The sequence below is a fragment of the Staphylococcus sp. HMSC13A10 genome (genome assembly GCF_001808005.1).
Classification (GTDB): domain Bacteria; phylum Bacillota; class Bacilli; order Staphylococcales; family Staphylococcaceae; genus Staphylococcus; species Staphylococcus pasteuri.
This window is the reverse complement of record NZ_KV791884.1, coordinates 75,644-91,714: the sequence shown is the minus strand read 5'-3', so window position 1 is coordinate 91,714 and position 16,071 is coordinate 75,644. Positions and strand designations below refer to the sequence as shown.

Sequence of the window (16,071 nt, the reverse complement as noted above, 5' to 3'; positions counted from 1 at the left end):
AAAATAATGATACTTTAAGAATATAAATATATAGTAACATAAATTATAAACGGTATATACGAAGGAGGGATTAAACATGATAGGACAACATTATATAGTTACAGGAGGAACAAGTGGACTGGGATTAGAAATTGTACATCAACTTATTAAAAGAGGTGCTAAAGTAACAATTCTTGCACGTAATATTGAAAAATTTCAGCAAATCAATTTTGGTTCTCAATCCTATTTAGTTAATGTTTTAAAATGTGATTTACAAAATCAAAATGATATTAGGGCTTTATCAAATAAAATGAAATCTCCAATTCATGGACTAGTGTATAGTTCTGGTTTAGGATACTTTAAATCTTTATCGGATCATACAACCGATGAAATCATAGAAACGTATAATATAAATATCATCAGCTTCAATTTACTTTTTAAAATACTAAAACCTCATCTAGTAGAACACGCACATATTATAGGTATTTCAAGCCAAGCTGCTTTTGTCACACAAGCGCATGCAGCACATTACGGTGCATCTAAAGCTGCTTTTAACCAAATTCTTAATGCTTTACGATTAGAAGAACCACATCTTCATGTGATGACTGTTAACCCAGGTCCAATCGATACACCTTTTCATCAAAAAGCTGATCCGTCATTATCTTATTTTAATCAATATCGCTCAATCATGATTAATTCGAAACAACTAGCTTCTAGAATAGTAGAAGGTATCATTTTAGAGAAAGAAGAAATTAACCAACCATCATGGATGCACAATATGTTAAAACTATATCAATTAGCTCCAAGATTTTTAGAGAAACATTTTTCTTCATTGTTTAAGAATAAAACGAATCACTAAGTAAATAGAATATAATTCATAAAAGAAAAAGAGCCATTAATCAATGTTATATGACATCAATTAATGGCTCAAACTATAATTAATTTATTTTAAATGTTGTGTATACTGTAAGTCTTTCACACGTTCTCTTGCAGCTTTAATTTGATCTAAGCTAACATCTTTATAGTAGTTCTTAACATTTTCTTCTAATTGTTCAACACTACTTGCACCAACAATGATTGAACCTAATGCATCATGAGAAGTTAAGTAATTAAATGAAAGGGCAGTAAGGTTACTTTCAATTTCTTTAATAGATGCAATTGTTTCTCCTAACTCATCATTTGTATAATCGAAAATACCATCAGCAAACTTTTTATCCAATGCATTATTACTATTAGATGTTAGTAATCCTTTAAATACAGGACCTCTAGCTAATACTTTAACTTGCTTTTCGTGAACATCATCTAATAGACTTTCGGGACGATTATCGATTAGATTAAATTGAGACATCAATGTTTCAATTTGACTATGTTTTAAGTAGTAGTCTATAACGTTAGGGCGAATAGAAGATATACCATATGCTCGAATGACACCTTCTTGTTTTAATTCATCAAATGCACTGATTGTCTCATCTAATGGATCGTCTATAGTACCACCATGTAATTGATATAAATCTAAATTGATCTAATCCAAGACGTTGTAATGAACCTTTTACGCCTTCTTTAATATGCTTTTTAGATGGGTCCCAAGTGATATTACCATCCTCAGTGAGTCGATTTCCAACTTTTGTACCGATGACAATATCATCTCGGTTTTGATATTGTTTCAATGCTTTGCCAACGATTTCCTCATTTATACCTTGATCATACATATCTGCAGTATCAAAATAAGTAATACCGTTTTCGATTGCACTTTCAATAATAGGTTGGGCATTTTTAAAATCAGTACCTAAACTCATACAACCTAAACCTAACTCAGAAATTTCTAAACCACTTTTCAAAATATTCTTTTGCATGTAGTTTCTCCTTTCGATACACTTTAACTAACGCATTAAGTTTATCAATTTATTAAAACATTTAAAAGGACCGTGATTATAAATGGAATTTAACGAAAAAACGATAGATAGAACTGTGATTTATAATGGTAAAATTATAGATTTAGAAATCCACGATGTTGAATTACCCGATGGACAAACATCTAAACGTGAATTGATTTATCATAACGGCGCAGTTGCAATATGTGCAGTTACTCCTGAAAATGAAGTATTACTTGTAAAACAATTTAGAAAACCAGTAGAAAAACCACTACTTGAAATACCTGCGGGTAAATTGGAAAAAGATGAAGAACGTGAAGAAGCAGCAAAAAGAGAACTTGAAGAAGAAACAGGATACATTGCTAAAGATTTACAGTATGTTACTGATATGTATGGTTCTCCTGGCTTTTCAAATGAGAAATTAACGATTTATTTTGCTGATAATTTAGAAGTAGGCGAAATGAATCTAGATGACGATGAATTCGTTGAAGTTCATAAATTCTCAATTGAAGAAGTGAGAAAAGCCTTGCAAAACGCTGAAATTGAAGATGCGAAAACAATTATCGCACTTCAGCATCTATTATTAAATTATAATCATTCTAAATAATAAAGGAATATCCTTGCGTTTTATTGAGAATACTGGTAATTTATATTGTGAATCATACTTTAGATTAAAATGATTATAATTCTTAGTAGAGGAGTGAGGCTTCCGTGGAAGAACGATTAAATCGCGTGAAGCAACAATTACAACAGTCTTCATATAAATTAACTCCACAACGTGAGGCTACTGTAAGAGTTCTAATAGAAAATGAGAAAGACCATTTAAGTGCCGAAGATGTATATTTAAAAGTTAAAGATAAATCTCCAGAAATAGGTTTAGCAACTGTATATCGTACCTTAGAATTATTAGCAGAATTAAAAGTTTTAGATAAAATCAATTTTGGTGATGGGGTTGCACGTTTTGATCTACGTAAAGAGGGCGCTAAACATTTCCATCACCATTTAGTTTGTATGGAATGCGGTAAAGTAGAAGAAATTGAAGAAGACCTATTACCAGAAGTTGAAAATCGTGTTGAAAAAGAATTTAACTTCAAAATTTTAGATCACCGCTTAACTTTCCACGGTGTATGTTCAGATTGCCAAGCTAAAAAGCAATCCGAACAGAAATAATAAAGATTATTCTCACTATAGTTAATTACACAGCCAATAATACAATCATATTGCATTATTAACTGAGAAAGTCTTTATATCTCTAATGGTGAAGTAATTTAATTAAGAAGCCACCGCTTCAAAAGAGGTGCTTTATGATAGATACAATCATAGAAGAGTATTTAAAATTTATACAAATTGAAAAAGGATTAAGCGTAAATACAATTGGTGCTTATCGAAGAGATTTAAATAAATACAAAGAGTTTTTAGAACTACAAAAAATAGCGAATATTGACTTTGTAGACCGACAAATAATTCAAGAATGCTTAGGTTATTTAATAGATCAAGGTCAATCTTCAAAATCTATTGCACGTTTCATCTCAACAATACGCAGTTTTCACCAATTTGCATTACGCGAAAAATATGCTGCAAAAGATCCTACAGTATTAATCGAAACGCCCAAATATGAGAAAAAATTACCAGACGTATTAGAAGTCGACGAAGTTATTCAATTATTAAATGCACCAGATTTAAATAAAAATAATGGCTACCGTGATCGCACAATGTTAGAACTACTTTATGCAACTGGTATGCGGGTATCTGAAGTGATACAAATTGAAATTGAAGACGTTAATTTAATGATGGGCTTTGTAAGAGTATTTGGTAAAGGTGATAAAGAGCGTATTGTTCCTTTAGGTGATACAGTTATAGATTATTTAACGACTTATATCGAAACAGTTAGACCTCAATTATTAAAACAAACTGTAACGAATGTTTTATTTTTAAATATGCATGGGAAACCATTATCAAGACAAGGTATTTGGAAAATGATTAAACAAAATGGTCTTAAAGCTAATATCAACAAAACATTAACACCACATACACTAAGACATTCATTTGCTACTCATTTACTTGAAAATGGTGCTGATTTACGTGCAGTACAAGAGATGCTAGGACATTCAGATATTTCAACAACTCAGTTATATACACATGTATCAAAATCTCAAGTCAGAAAAATATATAATCAATATCATCCTAGAGCATAGTTATTATATTATAAAAGGCCAGTAATAATAGGGTAAATACACCTATATTACTGGTCTTTCTTATTATCAATATCTTTTATTTTATAATGTCTTTCTTCTAATGCCGCTTGTCTAGCTAATTCTACTTCGCTACGGTCTCTCAACAAATGATGATGAACAATGTTTTCATTTTTTACAGGTGTGGACATAAAGTAATAATCTGGAAATGTTAATTCTAATTGATTTAACATTTGAATATTTATTGGTAACTGGATAGGTATAAATGGTAATTGTTGTTCAACTCTATCTATTTGCATTTCAAGCAATTGAATATACATGGCAATGTCTAAATGAAGTGTCATTTGATCTTTTCGTGAAGCATGAGTAATCACTTGCTTTGCTTTATTAAAAGATTTTATTGCGCCTTTGAAATTACGTCTTCTATAGTGATAGCATGCTGTTGCACATAAGATTAAACTTACAACAGCATCTTGTTTACTGTAATCATTATTTTCTTTCCACGCTTCTTCCAAAATATCATGGCATAAAAAATAATGTTGATTTTTATGAAACTGATAGTAAAACTGAATTAATGCTTGTTCCATCTGATTTTCACCTTAATTTTAAAAGTTATATAAATTCATGCTATAATATTTTAGTGAAATATGCACATAAGTTGCAATATGAGGTAGATACTATGTATGAAGTAAAACTGGACGCATTTAATGGTCCTCTAGATTTGTTATTACATTTAATTCAAAAATTTGAAATAGATATTTATGATATACCTATGAAATCTTTAACAGAACAATACATGCAGTATGTTCACGCTATGAATCAATTAGAAATTAACGTTGCTAGCGAATACTTGGTTATGGCTTCTGAATTATTAATGATAAAAAGTAAATTATTATTACCACAATCAGAAGAAAATTTAGACTTAGATGAAGACCCTCGTGAAGATTTAGTAGGTAGGTTAATTGAATACCAAAATTATAAAGAATACACTGAAATTCTAAATGACATGAAAGCAGAACGTGATTATTATTATACAAAACATCCAACTGATTTATCACATTTGGAAACAGATGAATCATGGGATCCATCTAATACAATTGACTTAACCGAATTAATAGTCGCTTATCAACGTGTTAAAAATCGTGTTGAAATTAATAAACCTCATTCAGTAGAAATCAGAAAAGAAACATTTACAATTCAACAAGCTACACATCAAGTAACTGATAGATTAAAGAACAATGCATCATTTAATTTCTTTAGTCTATTTACATTTACAGAACCAATCGAACAAGTGGTCACACACTTTTTAGCAATTTTAGAAATGTCTAAATCAGGTATCATTAATATTGAACAACACCATAATTTTGATGATATTAACATTTTAAGAGGAGTGAATTACAGCGTTGAATAAGCACGGCATATTAGAAGCTTTGTTATATACCTCTGGTGATGAAGGACTAGAAGTTAAACAGTTGCTCGAAATATTAGAAGTAAATGAAGATGAATTAAAAAAGTTAATCGAAACTTATGAGTCAAATGGTCTCATCATTCAACAATTTGGAACAACTTGTGTTCTTACTACTAAGAAAGAAGCGGCAAATTATATCGAAGCACTCATAGAGCAGAAGTCTAAAATGAAATTATCTCAAGCAGCGATGGAAACTTTATCTATCATTGCTTATAATCAACCACTAACTAGAAGCGATATTGAAATGATTAGAGGTATCAATTCTGACGGCGCTGTTAAAACACTTATTGCAAGAGGTCTAGTTGAAGCAAAAGAAGTCCAAAATTCACGTAGTCAACAATTAATTACAACAGATCTATTTTTAAATGTATTTGGTATAGAAAAATTAGAAGATTTACCAACCACTCAAGAAGATGACGAAGAAATGGACGCATTCTTTAGTAACTTGGTAAATCAAAAAGGAGATACAAATGAGTAAAGAATTAGAAAGATTACAAAAAAGAATTGCAAGTAGTGGTTATACGTCACGCCGTAAAGCAGAAACACTAATTACAGATGGCAAGGTTAAAGTAAACGGTCAAGTAGTTACTGAATTAGGAACTAAAGTTTCAAGTTCTGACACTGTAGAAGTTGAAGGAATTAAATTAGAACAAGAAGATAAACTTTATATTTTATTTAATAAACCAGCTCAAGTTATTACGAGTGTATCTGACGATCGTGGTCGTAAAGTTGTTACTGATTACTTTAAAGATATCGAAACACGTATATACCCAGTTGGTAGATTAGATTACGATACATCAGGTGTATTATTGTTAACTAATGATGGTGAATTTACTAATTTAATGACACACCCTAGATACCATATTAAAAAGAAATATGTAGCTAAACTTAAAGGTTATTTGATGCGTGAAGAAGTGAAAGCTTTAGAAAAAGGTATTGAACTTGAAGATGGGTTTACACAACCAGCTCAAGTTAAAGTTAAAAATCAAGATAAAGACAAGAATACTACATTAGTGGAAATAACAATAAGTGAAGGTAGAAATAGACAAGTACGTCGTATGTTTGAACATTTCGGCCATCAAGTTAGTAAATTAACTCGTATCCAGTTTGGACCGTTAGATTTAAAAGGGTTAAATGCTGGTGAAGGGCGAGTACTTACACCACATGAAGTTAAAACTATTAGACATTTAGCTGAAAATGGTAATGTATAAGATAGTAGAGATTAATGTTTGAGATTTTTTTCACAAAGTTATTTTAAATACTAACTTAAATATTATTTCATATGCTATAATAACAAATGAAATGAACAGCATGTGTGGGAGGTAAATTAGTATTATGACGAATGAAATACTTATCGTTGACGACGAAGACAGAATCAGAAGATTACTAAAGCTTTATTTAGAAAGAGAATCTTTTGAAACACATGAAGCAAGTAATGGTAAAGAAGCTTTACAACTTGCAATGGAAAATGATTATGCGTGCATTCTTCTAGATTTAATGTTACCGGAATTGGACGGTATCGAAGTAGCCACTCAATTACGTGAGCATAAAGATACTCCTATCATAATGCTTACTGCTAAAGGTGAAGAAACAAATCGTGTTGAAGGATTTGAGTCAGGTGCCGACGACTATATTGTAAAACCATTCTCACCAAGAGAAGTGGTATTAAGAGTCAAAGCGTTATTAAGAAGAACACAATCAACAACACCTGAGAAAAGTGAACCTCATGCAAGAGATGTAATTGAATTTAATCATTTAATTATAGATAACGATGCACATAGAGTATTAGCTGATAATGAACAGGTAAATTTAACGCCAAAAGAATACGAACTTTTAATTTATTTAGCAAAAACACCTAACAAAGTTTTTGAAAGAGAACAATTATTAAAAGAAGTTTGGCATTATGAATTCTATGGCGATTTGCGTACAGTAGATACGCATGTTAAAAGATTGAGAGAAAAACTTAACAAAGTATCAAGTGACGCAGCTCATATGATACAAACGGTTTGGGGAGTCGGCTACAAATTTGAGGTTAATGCTAACGATGAACCGGCTAAATAGTGTAGTAATAAAACTGTGGTTAACTATAATCTTTATAGTAACGACAGTTTTAATTTTATTAAGTGCCGCGCTCATTACGTTTATTCAATATTATTATACTCAAGAAGCTGAAGACTCAATTAAAGAAGACGCCAAACGAATTAGTCATTTAGTAGAAAGCTCTCAAAATCAAAATATAGCCATTAAAAATAGTCAAACGCTAATAGATAATCCAGGTGGTTTAATTATTATGAAAAATAATAACACTGCCTATCAACAAACAACGTCATCATCAAAGCAATCCATGCTTAAAGAAATTAAAAATAATAAAGAATTTAATAATGTATTTGAACATGGTGAACCATTAACACGTAATGTCACTATTAATGAAAAGGGGAAATCTCATCCTTATATACTTGTTGGTTATCCAATGAAAGCTCAAGATGGTAGTGATTCAAACTATAGTGGTGTATTCATTTTTAAAGATTTAAAATCTATTGAGGATACAAATAATGCGATTACTATCATTATATTAATAACAGCAATTATATTCTTAGCGGTGAGTACTGTTTTTGCATTTTTCTTATCATCACGAATCACAAAACCTTTACGTCAACTTAGAAATCAAGCTCAAAAAGTATCGCAAGGTGATTATTCACAAATTACATCTGTTACTACAAAAGACGAAATTGGTGAATTGTCTCGTGCATTTAATAACATGAGTTTTGAAATTCAAGAGCATGTTGAAGCATTATCAACATCTAAGAATATACGTGATAGTTTAATTAATTCAATGGTTGAAGGTGTAATAGGTATTAATGAGCAAAAAGAAATCATTATATCTAATAAAATGGCAGACCAAGTCTTCCATAACTTAGATGAATGTGCCGTTGAATCAATAGAACAACAAATTGAACAAACCTTTAATACAAAAGAAACACAATTCCAAGAATTGGAAGCTAATACAAGATACTACGTCGTTATTATGAGCTATATTGATAGAATCCAAAATGATGGAAGAAGCGGTATTGTAGCGATTATTCGTGATATGACAAATGAACATAATTTAGATCAAATGAAAAAAGATTTCATAGCTAATGTATCTCACGAATTACGTACTCCAATAGCGCTATTACAAGGATATACTGAATCTATTGTAGATGGTATAGTGACAGAACCTGACGAGATTCATGAATCCTTAGCTATTGTTCTAGATGAATCTAAACGATTAAATCGATTAGTAAACGAATTATTAAATGTTGCACGTATGGATGCAGAAGGCTTATCAGTAGAAAAAGAAATACAACCTATTTCAGATTTATTAAATAAGATGAATATGAAATACCGCCAACAAGCTACTGATTTAGAATTAAACATGTATTTCGATGTGAACAATGATAATTTATGGAGCTATGATATGGATAGAATGGATCAAGTGTTAACTAACTTGATAGATAATGCGTCAAGATATACTCAACCTGGCGACACTATATCAGTTACTACAGATGAAAATGACAATCAAGATATTTTACGCATTCAAGATACAGGTACTGGTATAGCTCCGGAACATTTACAACAAGTATTTGACCGCTTTTATAAAGTAGATGCCTCAAGAAAAAGAGGCAAACAAGGTACTGGTTTAGGACTATTTATATGTAAAATGATCATTGAGGAGCATGGTGGTTCTATTGAAGTAGAAAGCCAACTAGGAGAAGGTACTACATTTATTATTAAATTACCTAAAATTGATCAGTCCAAAATGTAATTAACAAGCTAAAAGCACTAAGGTGATTAACATGAAATCATCTTAGTGCTTTTTTGAATGCGATATTAAAAATGTATAACTTGGATTTTAAACTTAAATTAATAATATAAACTATTAGAAATCCATATCAATCTATTTAGTGTCACTATTAGGAATGAGACCAACACTCTAACGAGCAAACGCATTGTGCATTACAGAGTTATCATGTATGATATATTTAAATAAAAAAATAATATTCAATTCATCTTCGGGGTCGGGTGTAATTCCCAACCGGCAGTAAATAAAGCCTGCGACGCTAGAAGAACACTATGTATAAATATATGCGTTTTTCTTGCTTGATTCAGTGAGATTCTGAAGCCGACAGTATAGTCTGGATGGGAGAAGATGGAGGTTTTTTGTTGTGCAAATTTCCTCCTTTTCTAGCAAGATGAATGAAAGGAGAAAATTTAATATGCAACAAAAGCAAAACAGACGTTTAATTACAATAAGTATGTTAAGTGCAGTGGCATTTGTATTAACTTTCATTAAATTTCCATTGCCATTTTTACCACCATACTTAACTTTAGATTTTAGTGATGTACCTACATTGCTAGCTACATTTTTATTAGGACCAGTGGCAGGGATAATTGTAGCTTTTATTAAGAACTTACTTAACTTTTTCTTTAACATGGGAGATCCAGTTGGGCCAGTTGCCAACTTCCTTGCAATTACAAGTTTCCTATTAACTGCTTACTATATTTATAAAAATAAACGTAGTAATCAATCTTTAACAATGGGACTTATTGTCAGTACAATTGTTATGACAATCGTGTTAAGTATCTTAAATTATTTCGTTTTACTACCACTTTACGGTATGATATTTAACTTAACAGACATTGTCCATAACCTAAAAGTAATTATCGTATCTGGTGTTATTCCTTTCAATATTATTAAAGGAATTGTTATCTCACTGATATTCTTCTTCATATATAACAGAGTTAAAAATAATATACATTTATAATATAAAAATATAGGGCAGTATTAATGTGCTGACTCCCAAAGGAACAGTACTAGTTGAAGACTAAATAAATTCTTACAGATTTATCTGTATAGAATTATAGGCTGAAACTGTACCTTGGAAAAATATGTACATATAAAGCTGCCTGCAAAGTCAATAACTTTGTCGACTATTTAAAAAATCTCCCTTCACAAAATGTGATAGGGAGATTTAAATATTTATTATTCAAATTTAAGCGCGTCACCATCGAACGGCTCTTCTTCAATTTTAATAGAGTCAGTAGGACAACCTTCTAGTGCATCTTCCATATCTTCATATAACTCTTCAGGCACTTCTGCAGTACCTTGGTTATCATCAAGGATTACGTATGCTATACCTTCGTCATCATAATCATAGATATCTGGAGCTGCTGCACCACATGCACCACATGCAATACAAGTATCCATATCAACGATTGTATATTTAGCCAATTTCATTCGCCTCCTTTGAAAAAAATGCTACACTAGTAATTACAATACTACTATTGTAGACATCGATAGTCTAATTTTCAATATATTCGTTTTATAGAGTGAGGGTTCATTTTGTATCAAATTATCAAACATGCTTATCAACATGCATTCAACTACAAAACAAATAAAAGTATATATAATATTTTGATGGGAAAGAAATCTCATCAAACATTTTTCGACGCTTGTAGTCAACAACTTTTGTCATTATATCATAGTTTCCCCCGATTAAAATATCCGTCTTTTGAGCGATATTTAAATGAACTAGATAATTATGATGCTTTATACGAAATTAAAATGCATCCTAGATTTACTTATGACAGTCTTATTAAGACATTTAATTGTATACAGTTACTTATTCAAACAGTTTCCCAAAGTCAACATCAAGCATATAAATTTGTCCCTGTTGCTCAACAAACTTACATACAACAACGTGTTAAAGATATATACAAACTAATCAGAGAACAGCAGCTAGAAACACAAGTTTATAACGAAATTCATCAACTATTTGATAAATTAGCAAGTAAAAATGCCCATATTTATTTGCATTATTATTTACAAGGCTATGAAGAGCCTATGTATACTAGACAACAAGTAAGTTTAATAGAATCCATAAGCCAAGAAGAATTATTTGAATTGGAAATGAATCAATTAGTAGACCTGATGTATGAACTCGAAAATAATAACGATTATCCCATACTACATCAGACAATTATTTTACCTACATTACTAAACAAAACAAAAATGACATACAGACAACTACAACAAGGTCAATCACCCCAAGAAATTGCAACTATTCAAAACGTCAAAATTAACACTATAGAAGACCACTTATTAGAATTATTTATCAAAGGATATATGCACGATTATGAAACATTTATTGATTTATCGGAAAAAGACATTTTTATAAATTACTATAGCTCAAATTTAGGATTGAAACTTCGAGAATATAAACAACAATTCTCTGAACTATCATACTTTCAAATTAAATTGATGATTGTTGGTATAGAAAGAGGTGACATAGTTGCTACAAGAGAAACTTAAACAATGGTTCGGATTTGATTCATTTAAACCCGGACAAGAAGAAATAATAACTAGTGTTTTAAATCAACAACATACACTTGGCATATTGCCAACAGGCAGCGGTAAAAGCTTATGTTATCAGCTACCTACATATATTTTAGAAAAACCTACACTTGTTATTTCACCTCTAATTTCATTAATGGATGATCAAGTTATGCAAATGAAATTAAATGGAGAACATGCCGTTAGTTGTATACACTCAGGTATGGATGAAAATGAAAAACGACAAAATTTTAAAAAGATTAATCAAAGTAAATTTATATATCTCAGTCCGGAATTTATTTTACAAACTCAAAACTTCAAACTGATTGCAAATATTGATTTTGGTTTAATCGTTCTCGATGAAGCCCATTGTTTATCAGAGTGGGGCTATGATTTCAGACCACATTATGCTCTAATTGGAAAAATCACTTCTCATTTTAAATCATCAACAATTTTAGCTTTAACAGCCACAGCACCACCACATTTAGAAAATGATTTAAAAGAGATATTAAATGTTAATCTTCATACAGTTAAAACAAGTATGAACCGTCTAAACATCTCTTTAAGACATATGAACTTTGCATCTGACGAAGAAAAAATAAATTGGCTTTTACCACAACTTACGTCTACCGGACCCACAATCATATATGTGTCATCTAAAAAAATGTGCTTAACTTTAGCTAATCTAATATATGATTCTGGTTTTTTAACTGGTATTTATCATGGAGATTTAAGTTATCAAGAGAGACATACTGTTCAACAACAATTTTTAAATAATGATATACCCGTTATTGTCGCAACAAGCGCATTTGGCATGGGTATAAATAAAAAAGACATAAGAACAGTGATCCATTTCCATTTATCTTCAAGTCCATCTAATTATTTACAAGAAATTGGACGAGCGGGTCGAGATGGTCGTCAAAGCCAAGCTATAAGTCTATATCAACCTGACGATGCATATATATTAGAAACTATTTTATTTGCAGATAGAATTACGCCCGAAGATATTAATCAATTTGAATTAGGTCAATTTATACCTCCGGAGAAAAAAACTATTTTGTCCATATTGTACAATCAATATACTATTGCTAAACTTCATTATATTTTTGATCAATCTTATAAACGAAAGAAATTAGGATATAGTCGAATGTTAGGTTATAAACAATTAGATCAATGTCGTCGTAAATATTTATTAGAATTTTTTAATGAACAACCAGAAATCCCAAATCAATGTTGTGATAATGATACAGAACTATCTGAAATTAAAGTCATTAACCGTAAAAAGGTAAAACGTAAGCTAAATTATAAAGAAAAGCTTCAAAATTTATTAGAGCTATAGATTTCATTTTGCTTAACGAAATATTCAAGCTATAATTAATCTATGAACAATTCTTTAATACCTTTAAAAATTCTTGATTAACATACATAATCATTTATTTTGTGGGTATAGTTTATGTATCAAAACAAAATTAAAATAGAGAGGATGATGAATGTGTCTAATAATAACTTCAAAGATGATTTTGAAAAGAATCGTCAATCTATAGACTCAGAAGATCATAAAGAACAGACATCTTCAAACGAACATCATGAAGACAAACCTACAGACAAAGTAGAAGAAAAAGCGAATCAACAATTCCCACCAAGAAATGCGCAGAGACGTAAACGTCGTAGAGATGTCGCTACAAATAATAATCGTCAATCTGAATCACAAACTAGTTCTAACCAAGATGGCTCATTAGATGATAGATTCGATGATACATCATTACATAACGGAGACAACAAAAACTATGATGCTTCATCTAAGGATGTTTCAAGCAAATCACAAGAGCATCAAACAGTAAATAATGATCACAGACAAGAAACAACACATGACAATACTTCAAACCACGAATCTGACAAAGACTCACGACAAGACGAAACATTAAAACGTAGTCATAAAGATGAAGATACTCGTCATGAAGATGTTGACCATCAAGATAAAAAAGATAATAAAGGTAAAAAAGCAGCTGCAACAGGCGTTGGGGTTGCTGGCGCTGCAGGTGCTGCCGGACTAGCTAAACATCAGCACAATAAAAATGATAAGCATGATGACAAACATGATTCAAAACACGATGATAAGCATGATGACAAACATGATCATAAAGATGATAACAACGAAACTAAAAAAGATAACGAAAAATCAGGCAAAGGTAAAAAAGCTGCTGCAGTAGGTGCAGGTGCTGCTGGCGCTGCTGGTGCCGCTGGGTTAGCTAAACATCATCATGATAAAAATGAAGCAAAAGATCATGACCATGATAACAATCATAATGATGATCATGACCATGATGATAATAATCATGGTAAGAAAAAAGGCGGCTTCATGAAGATTATCTTACCAATTATCGCTGCTGTATTAATATTAGGTGCTATAGCTATTTTTGCTGGTATGGCTTTAAATAACCACAACAATAGTGGAAATAATGATAATAAAGTAGCTAATGAAGACAGCAAAGACGGCATGAAAAATAATGATACAAGCAAAGACAAAGATAGCAATAAAGATAAAGATAGCTCTAAAGACAAAGATAAATCAAGTGATTCTGATAAAGATAAAGCAACATCAAATGATTCTTCAAATAGTAATTCAGCATCTGATTCAGATTCAGACGACAATGGCTCAAGTAGTAATAGCTCAAATGATGATAGTAATAGTGCTAATTCTCAAGCTACAAATAGTCAAAATAGCAGCAATAACCAAAATGGCCAAAGTCAAAATTCTCAACAAAACGGTCAACAATCAAATAATAGTCAAAGCAGTAATAGCCAACAAGGTAAACAAACACATACTGTTAATGGTAAAGAGAACTTATACAGAATTGCAATTCAATATTATGGCAGTGGTTCACCAGCCAATGTACAAAAAATTAGACAAGCAAATGGTATAAGTGGTAATGATATCCATGATGGTCAAACATTAGTAATACCATAGGTTTTATTTATAACCATTTATAGACTGTGAGTAATGTTAAATCATTGCTCACAGTTTTTTTATTTATCCAAAATCATTTATTTTCCATTTCTTAAAACGTCACTAAAATTATAAATTTTTCTTAATCAAGGACTTCGCGTAAATAGATCATAACTGATATAATAGTTTGGTGATTAAAGGAGGCCGTATGACATGCAAAAAATAGAAAGTATCATCATTGGTGGTGGACCTTGTGGCTTAAGTGCAGCCATTGAACAAAAGAAAAAAGGTATTGAAACATTAGTTATTGAAAAAGGTAATGTTGTTGAAGCTATTTACAATTATCCAACACATCAAACATTCTTTTCTTCAAGCGATAAATTATCAATTGGCGATGTACCATTCATCGTTGAACAAAGTAAACCACATAGAAACCAAGCATTAGTATACTATCGTGAAGTAGTTAAACATCATCAATTAAATATTAATCCATTTGAAGAAGTATTAACTGTTAAAAAGATGAATAACCGATTTACAATTACAACTACTAAAGATGTGTACGAATGTAAATTTTTAACTGTAGCGACAGGATATTATGGTCAGCATAATACATTAGAAGTTGAAGGTGCTGATTTACCAAAAGTAAGTCATTATTTTAAAGAAGCACACCCTTATTTCGACCAAAATGTAGTCATTATAGGCGGTAAAAATTCTGCTGTAGATGCAGCCTTAGAATTGGAAAAAGCTGGCGCAAATGTCACTGTAATATATCGAGGAGATCGTTATCCTAAAGCAATTAAACCGTGGATTCTTCCTAATTTTGAATCACTAGTCAATCATGAAAAAATTACAATGGAATTTAATGCCAATGTAACTCAAATTACAGAGGATAAAGTAGTTTACGAAAAAGATGGTAACACTATTGAAATACCTAATGATTATGTATTTGCTATGATAGGTTATCACCCTGACTATGAATTCTTAAAATCTATCGGAATAGATATTAATACGAATGAATTCGGCACTGCACCCGTATATAACCGCGAAACATACGAAACAAATGTTGAAAACTGTTATATTGCCGGAGTAATTGCAGCAGGCAACGATGCCAATACTATCTTTATAGAAAATGGTAAATATCATGGTGGTTTAATAACACAAAGTATTCTTGCTAAAAAGCAAACACCTTTAGAATCATAAATAAATGGCGTAGATTGATAGTATCAAATCAATTCTACGCC

The 16,071-nt window shown here is 31.0% G+C and carries 16 protein-coding genes, 1 pseudogene and 1 riboswitch; of the genes and pseudogenes, 14 read left to right on the top strand and 3 right to left on the bottom strand.

Annotated elements, in window-relative coordinates:
* Positions 1-76: 76 nt before the first annotated feature.
* On the top strand, positions 77-838 hold the full coding sequence (locus tag HMPREF3125_RS10725; protein ID WP_070453822.1) for an SDR family NAD(P)-dependent oxidoreductase: 762 nt from the start codon (positions 77-79) through the stop codon (positions 836-838).
* 84 nt (positions 839-922) lie between these two features.
* Here HMPREF3125_RS10725 and HMPREF3125_RS10720 read toward each other — a convergent pair.
* Positions 923-1,832 (bottom strand): annotated as a pseudogene (locus tag HMPREF3125_RS10720) (aldo/keto reductase).
* 82 nt (positions 1,833-1,914) lie between these two features.
* Between HMPREF3125_RS10720 and HMPREF3125_RS10715 the strand changes: the two are divergent.
* The 3 genes from HMPREF3125_RS10715 to xerD all read left to right on the top strand — a co-directional run bounded on the left by HMPREF3125_RS10715 (position 1,915) and on the right by xerD (position 4,045).
* Positions 1,915-2,457, top strand: a complete 543-nt coding sequence (locus tag HMPREF3125_RS10715; RefSeq protein ID WP_017637942.1) for an NUDIX domain-containing protein — start codon at positions 1,915-1,917, stop codon at positions 2,455-2,457.
* A gap of 104 nt (positions 2,458-2,561) precedes the next feature.
* Positions 2,562-3,020: a ferric iron uptake transcriptional regulator gene (locus tag HMPREF3125_RS10710; protein ID WP_017637943.1), complete on the top strand. Its 459-nt coding sequence runs from the start codon at positions 2,562-2,564 to the stop codon at positions 3,018-3,020.
* Positions 3,021-3,157: 137 nt separating this feature from the next.
* Entirely contained in the window at positions 3,158-4,045 is an 888-nt protein-coding gene (gene xerD / locus HMPREF3125_RS10705; protein ID WP_026083518.1) for a site-specific tyrosine recombinase XerD, read from the top strand.
* 47 nt (positions 4,046-4,092) lie between these two features.
* On the opposite strand, the gene HMPREF3125_RS10700 is transcribed toward xerD, so the two are convergent.
* Positions 4,093-4,629, bottom strand: a complete 537-nt coding sequence (locus HMPREF3125_RS10700) for a DUF309 domain-containing protein (protein WP_070453819.1) — start codon at positions 4,627-4,629, stop codon at positions 4,093-4,095.
* Positions 4,630-4,721: 92 nt separating this feature from the next.
* Here HMPREF3125_RS10700 and HMPREF3125_RS10695 point away from each other — a divergent pair, with 92 nt between their 5' ends.
* The 6 genes from HMPREF3125_RS10695 (at position 4,722) to HMPREF3125_RS10670 (ending at position 10,315) form a co-directional block, all read left to right on the top strand.
* Positions 4,722-5,453: a segregation and condensation protein A gene (locus tag HMPREF3125_RS10695; protein WP_017637946.1), complete on the top strand. Its 732-nt coding sequence runs from the start codon at positions 4,722-4,724 to the stop codon at positions 5,451-5,453.
* Positions 5,446-5,988: an SMC-Scp complex subunit ScpB gene (scpB, locus tag HMPREF3125_RS10690; RefSeq protein ID WP_070453817.1), complete on the top strand. Its 543-nt coding sequence runs from the start codon at positions 5,446-5,448 to the stop codon at positions 5,986-5,988. The genes HMPREF3125_RS10695 and scpB overlap by 8 nt, the downstream gene beginning before the upstream one ends.
* On the top strand, positions 5,981-6,721 hold the full coding sequence (locus HMPREF3125_RS10685; RefSeq protein ID WP_017637948.1) for a pseudouridine synthase: 741 nt from the start codon (positions 5,981-5,983) through the stop codon (positions 6,719-6,721). Before scpB ends, HMPREF3125_RS10685 begins: the two co-directional genes overlap by 8 nt.
* Positions 6,722-6,845: 124 nt before the next feature.
* Entirely contained in the window at positions 6,846-7,571 is a 726-nt protein-coding gene (locus HMPREF3125_RS10680) for a response regulator (protein ID WP_017637949.1), read from the top strand.
* Entirely contained in the window at positions 7,555-9,315 is a 1,761-nt protein-coding gene (locus tag HMPREF3125_RS10675) for an ATP-binding protein (protein ID WP_070453816.1), read from the top strand. The genes HMPREF3125_RS10680 and HMPREF3125_RS10675 overlap by 17 nt, the downstream gene beginning before the upstream one ends.
* A gap of 239 nt (positions 9,316-9,554) precedes the next feature.
* Positions 9,555-9,705: riboswitch (FMN riboswitch) on the top strand.
* A 61-nt stretch (positions 9,706-9,766) separates the two neighbouring features.
* Positions 9,767-10,315, top strand: a complete 549-nt coding sequence (locus HMPREF3125_RS10670; protein ID WP_070453814.1) for an ECF transporter S component — start codon at positions 9,767-9,769, stop codon at positions 10,313-10,315.
* A 218-nt stretch (positions 10,316-10,533) separates the two neighbouring features.
* Here HMPREF3125_RS10670 and HMPREF3125_RS10665 read toward each other — a convergent pair whose 3' ends face one another.
* A complete protein-coding gene (locus tag HMPREF3125_RS10665) occupies positions 10,534-10,782 on the bottom strand; it encodes a ferredoxin (protein WP_017637952.1) in 249 nt (82 codons plus the stop codon).
* A gap of 111 nt (positions 10,783-10,893) precedes the next feature.
* On the opposite strand from HMPREF3125_RS10665, the gene HMPREF3125_RS10660 reads away from it, so the two are divergent.
* The 4 genes from HMPREF3125_RS10660 (at position 10,894) to ypdA (ending at position 16,030) form a co-directional block, all read left to right on the top strand.
* On the top strand, positions 10,894-11,862 hold the full coding sequence (locus HMPREF3125_RS10660; protein WP_070453812.1) for a YpbB family protein: 969 nt from the start codon (positions 10,894-10,896) through the stop codon (positions 11,860-11,862).
* Positions 11,843-13,222 (top strand): RecQ family ATP-dependent DNA helicase, encoded by a 1,380-nt coding sequence (locus HMPREF3125_RS10655; protein ID WP_070453810.1) that lies wholly within the window; start codon positions 11,843-11,845, stop codon positions 13,220-13,222. The genes HMPREF3125_RS10660 and HMPREF3125_RS10655 overlap by 20 nt, the downstream gene beginning before the upstream one ends.
* A 153-nt stretch (positions 13,223-13,375) precedes the next feature.
* Positions 13,376-14,851 (top strand): elastin-binding protein EbpS, encoded by a 1,476-nt coding sequence (gene ebpS, locus HMPREF3125_RS10650; RefSeq protein ID WP_070453808.1) that lies wholly within the window; start codon positions 13,376-13,378, stop codon positions 14,849-14,851.
* Between the two features lie 192 nt (positions 14,852-15,043).
* Positions 15,044-16,030 (top strand): bacillithiol disulfide reductase YpdA, encoded by a 987-nt coding sequence (gene ypdA / locus HMPREF3125_RS10645; RefSeq protein ID WP_029055321.1) that lies wholly within the window; start codon positions 15,044-15,046, stop codon positions 16,028-16,030.
* Positions 16,031-16,071 lie beyond the last annotated feature (41 nt).

Excerpts from the sequence above, each read along its gene's own strand:
- HMPREF3125_RS10680 (WP_017637949.1), top strand. The coding sequence starts at position 6,846 with ATGACGAATGAAATACTTATCGTTGACGACGAAGACAGAATCAGAAGA.
- HMPREF3125_RS10675 (WP_070453816.1), top strand. The coding sequence starts at position 7,555 with ATGAACCGGCTAAATAGTGTAGTAATAAAACTGTGGTTAACTATAATC.
- HMPREF3125_RS10695 (WP_017637946.1), top strand. The coding sequence starts at position 4,722 with ATGTATGAAGTAAAACTGGACGCATTTAATGGTCCTCTAGATTTGTTA.
- HMPREF3125_RS10725 (WP_070453822.1), top strand. The coding sequence starts at position 77 with ATGATAGGACAACATTATATAGTTACAGGAGGAACAAGTGGACTGGGA.
- HMPREF3125_RS10670 (WP_070453814.1), top strand. The coding sequence starts at position 9,767 with ATGCAACAAAAGCAAAACAGACGTTTAATTACAATAAGTATGTTAAGT.
- HMPREF3125_RS10700 (WP_070453819.1), bottom strand. The coding sequence starts at position 4,629 with ATGGAACAAGCATTAATTCAGTTTTACTATCAGTTTCATAAAAATCAA.
- HMPREF3125_RS10685 (WP_017637948.1), top strand. The coding sequence starts at position 5,981 with ATGAGTAAAGAATTAGAAAGATTACAAAAAAGAATTGCAAGTAGTGGT.
- HMPREF3125_RS10715 (WP_017637942.1), top strand. The coding sequence starts at position 1,915 with ATGGAATTTAACGAAAAAACGATAGATAGAACTGTGATTTATAATGGT.
- ypdA (WP_029055321.1), top strand. The coding sequence starts at position 15,044 with ATGCAAAAAATAGAAAGTATCATCATTGGTGGTGGACCTTGTGGCTTA.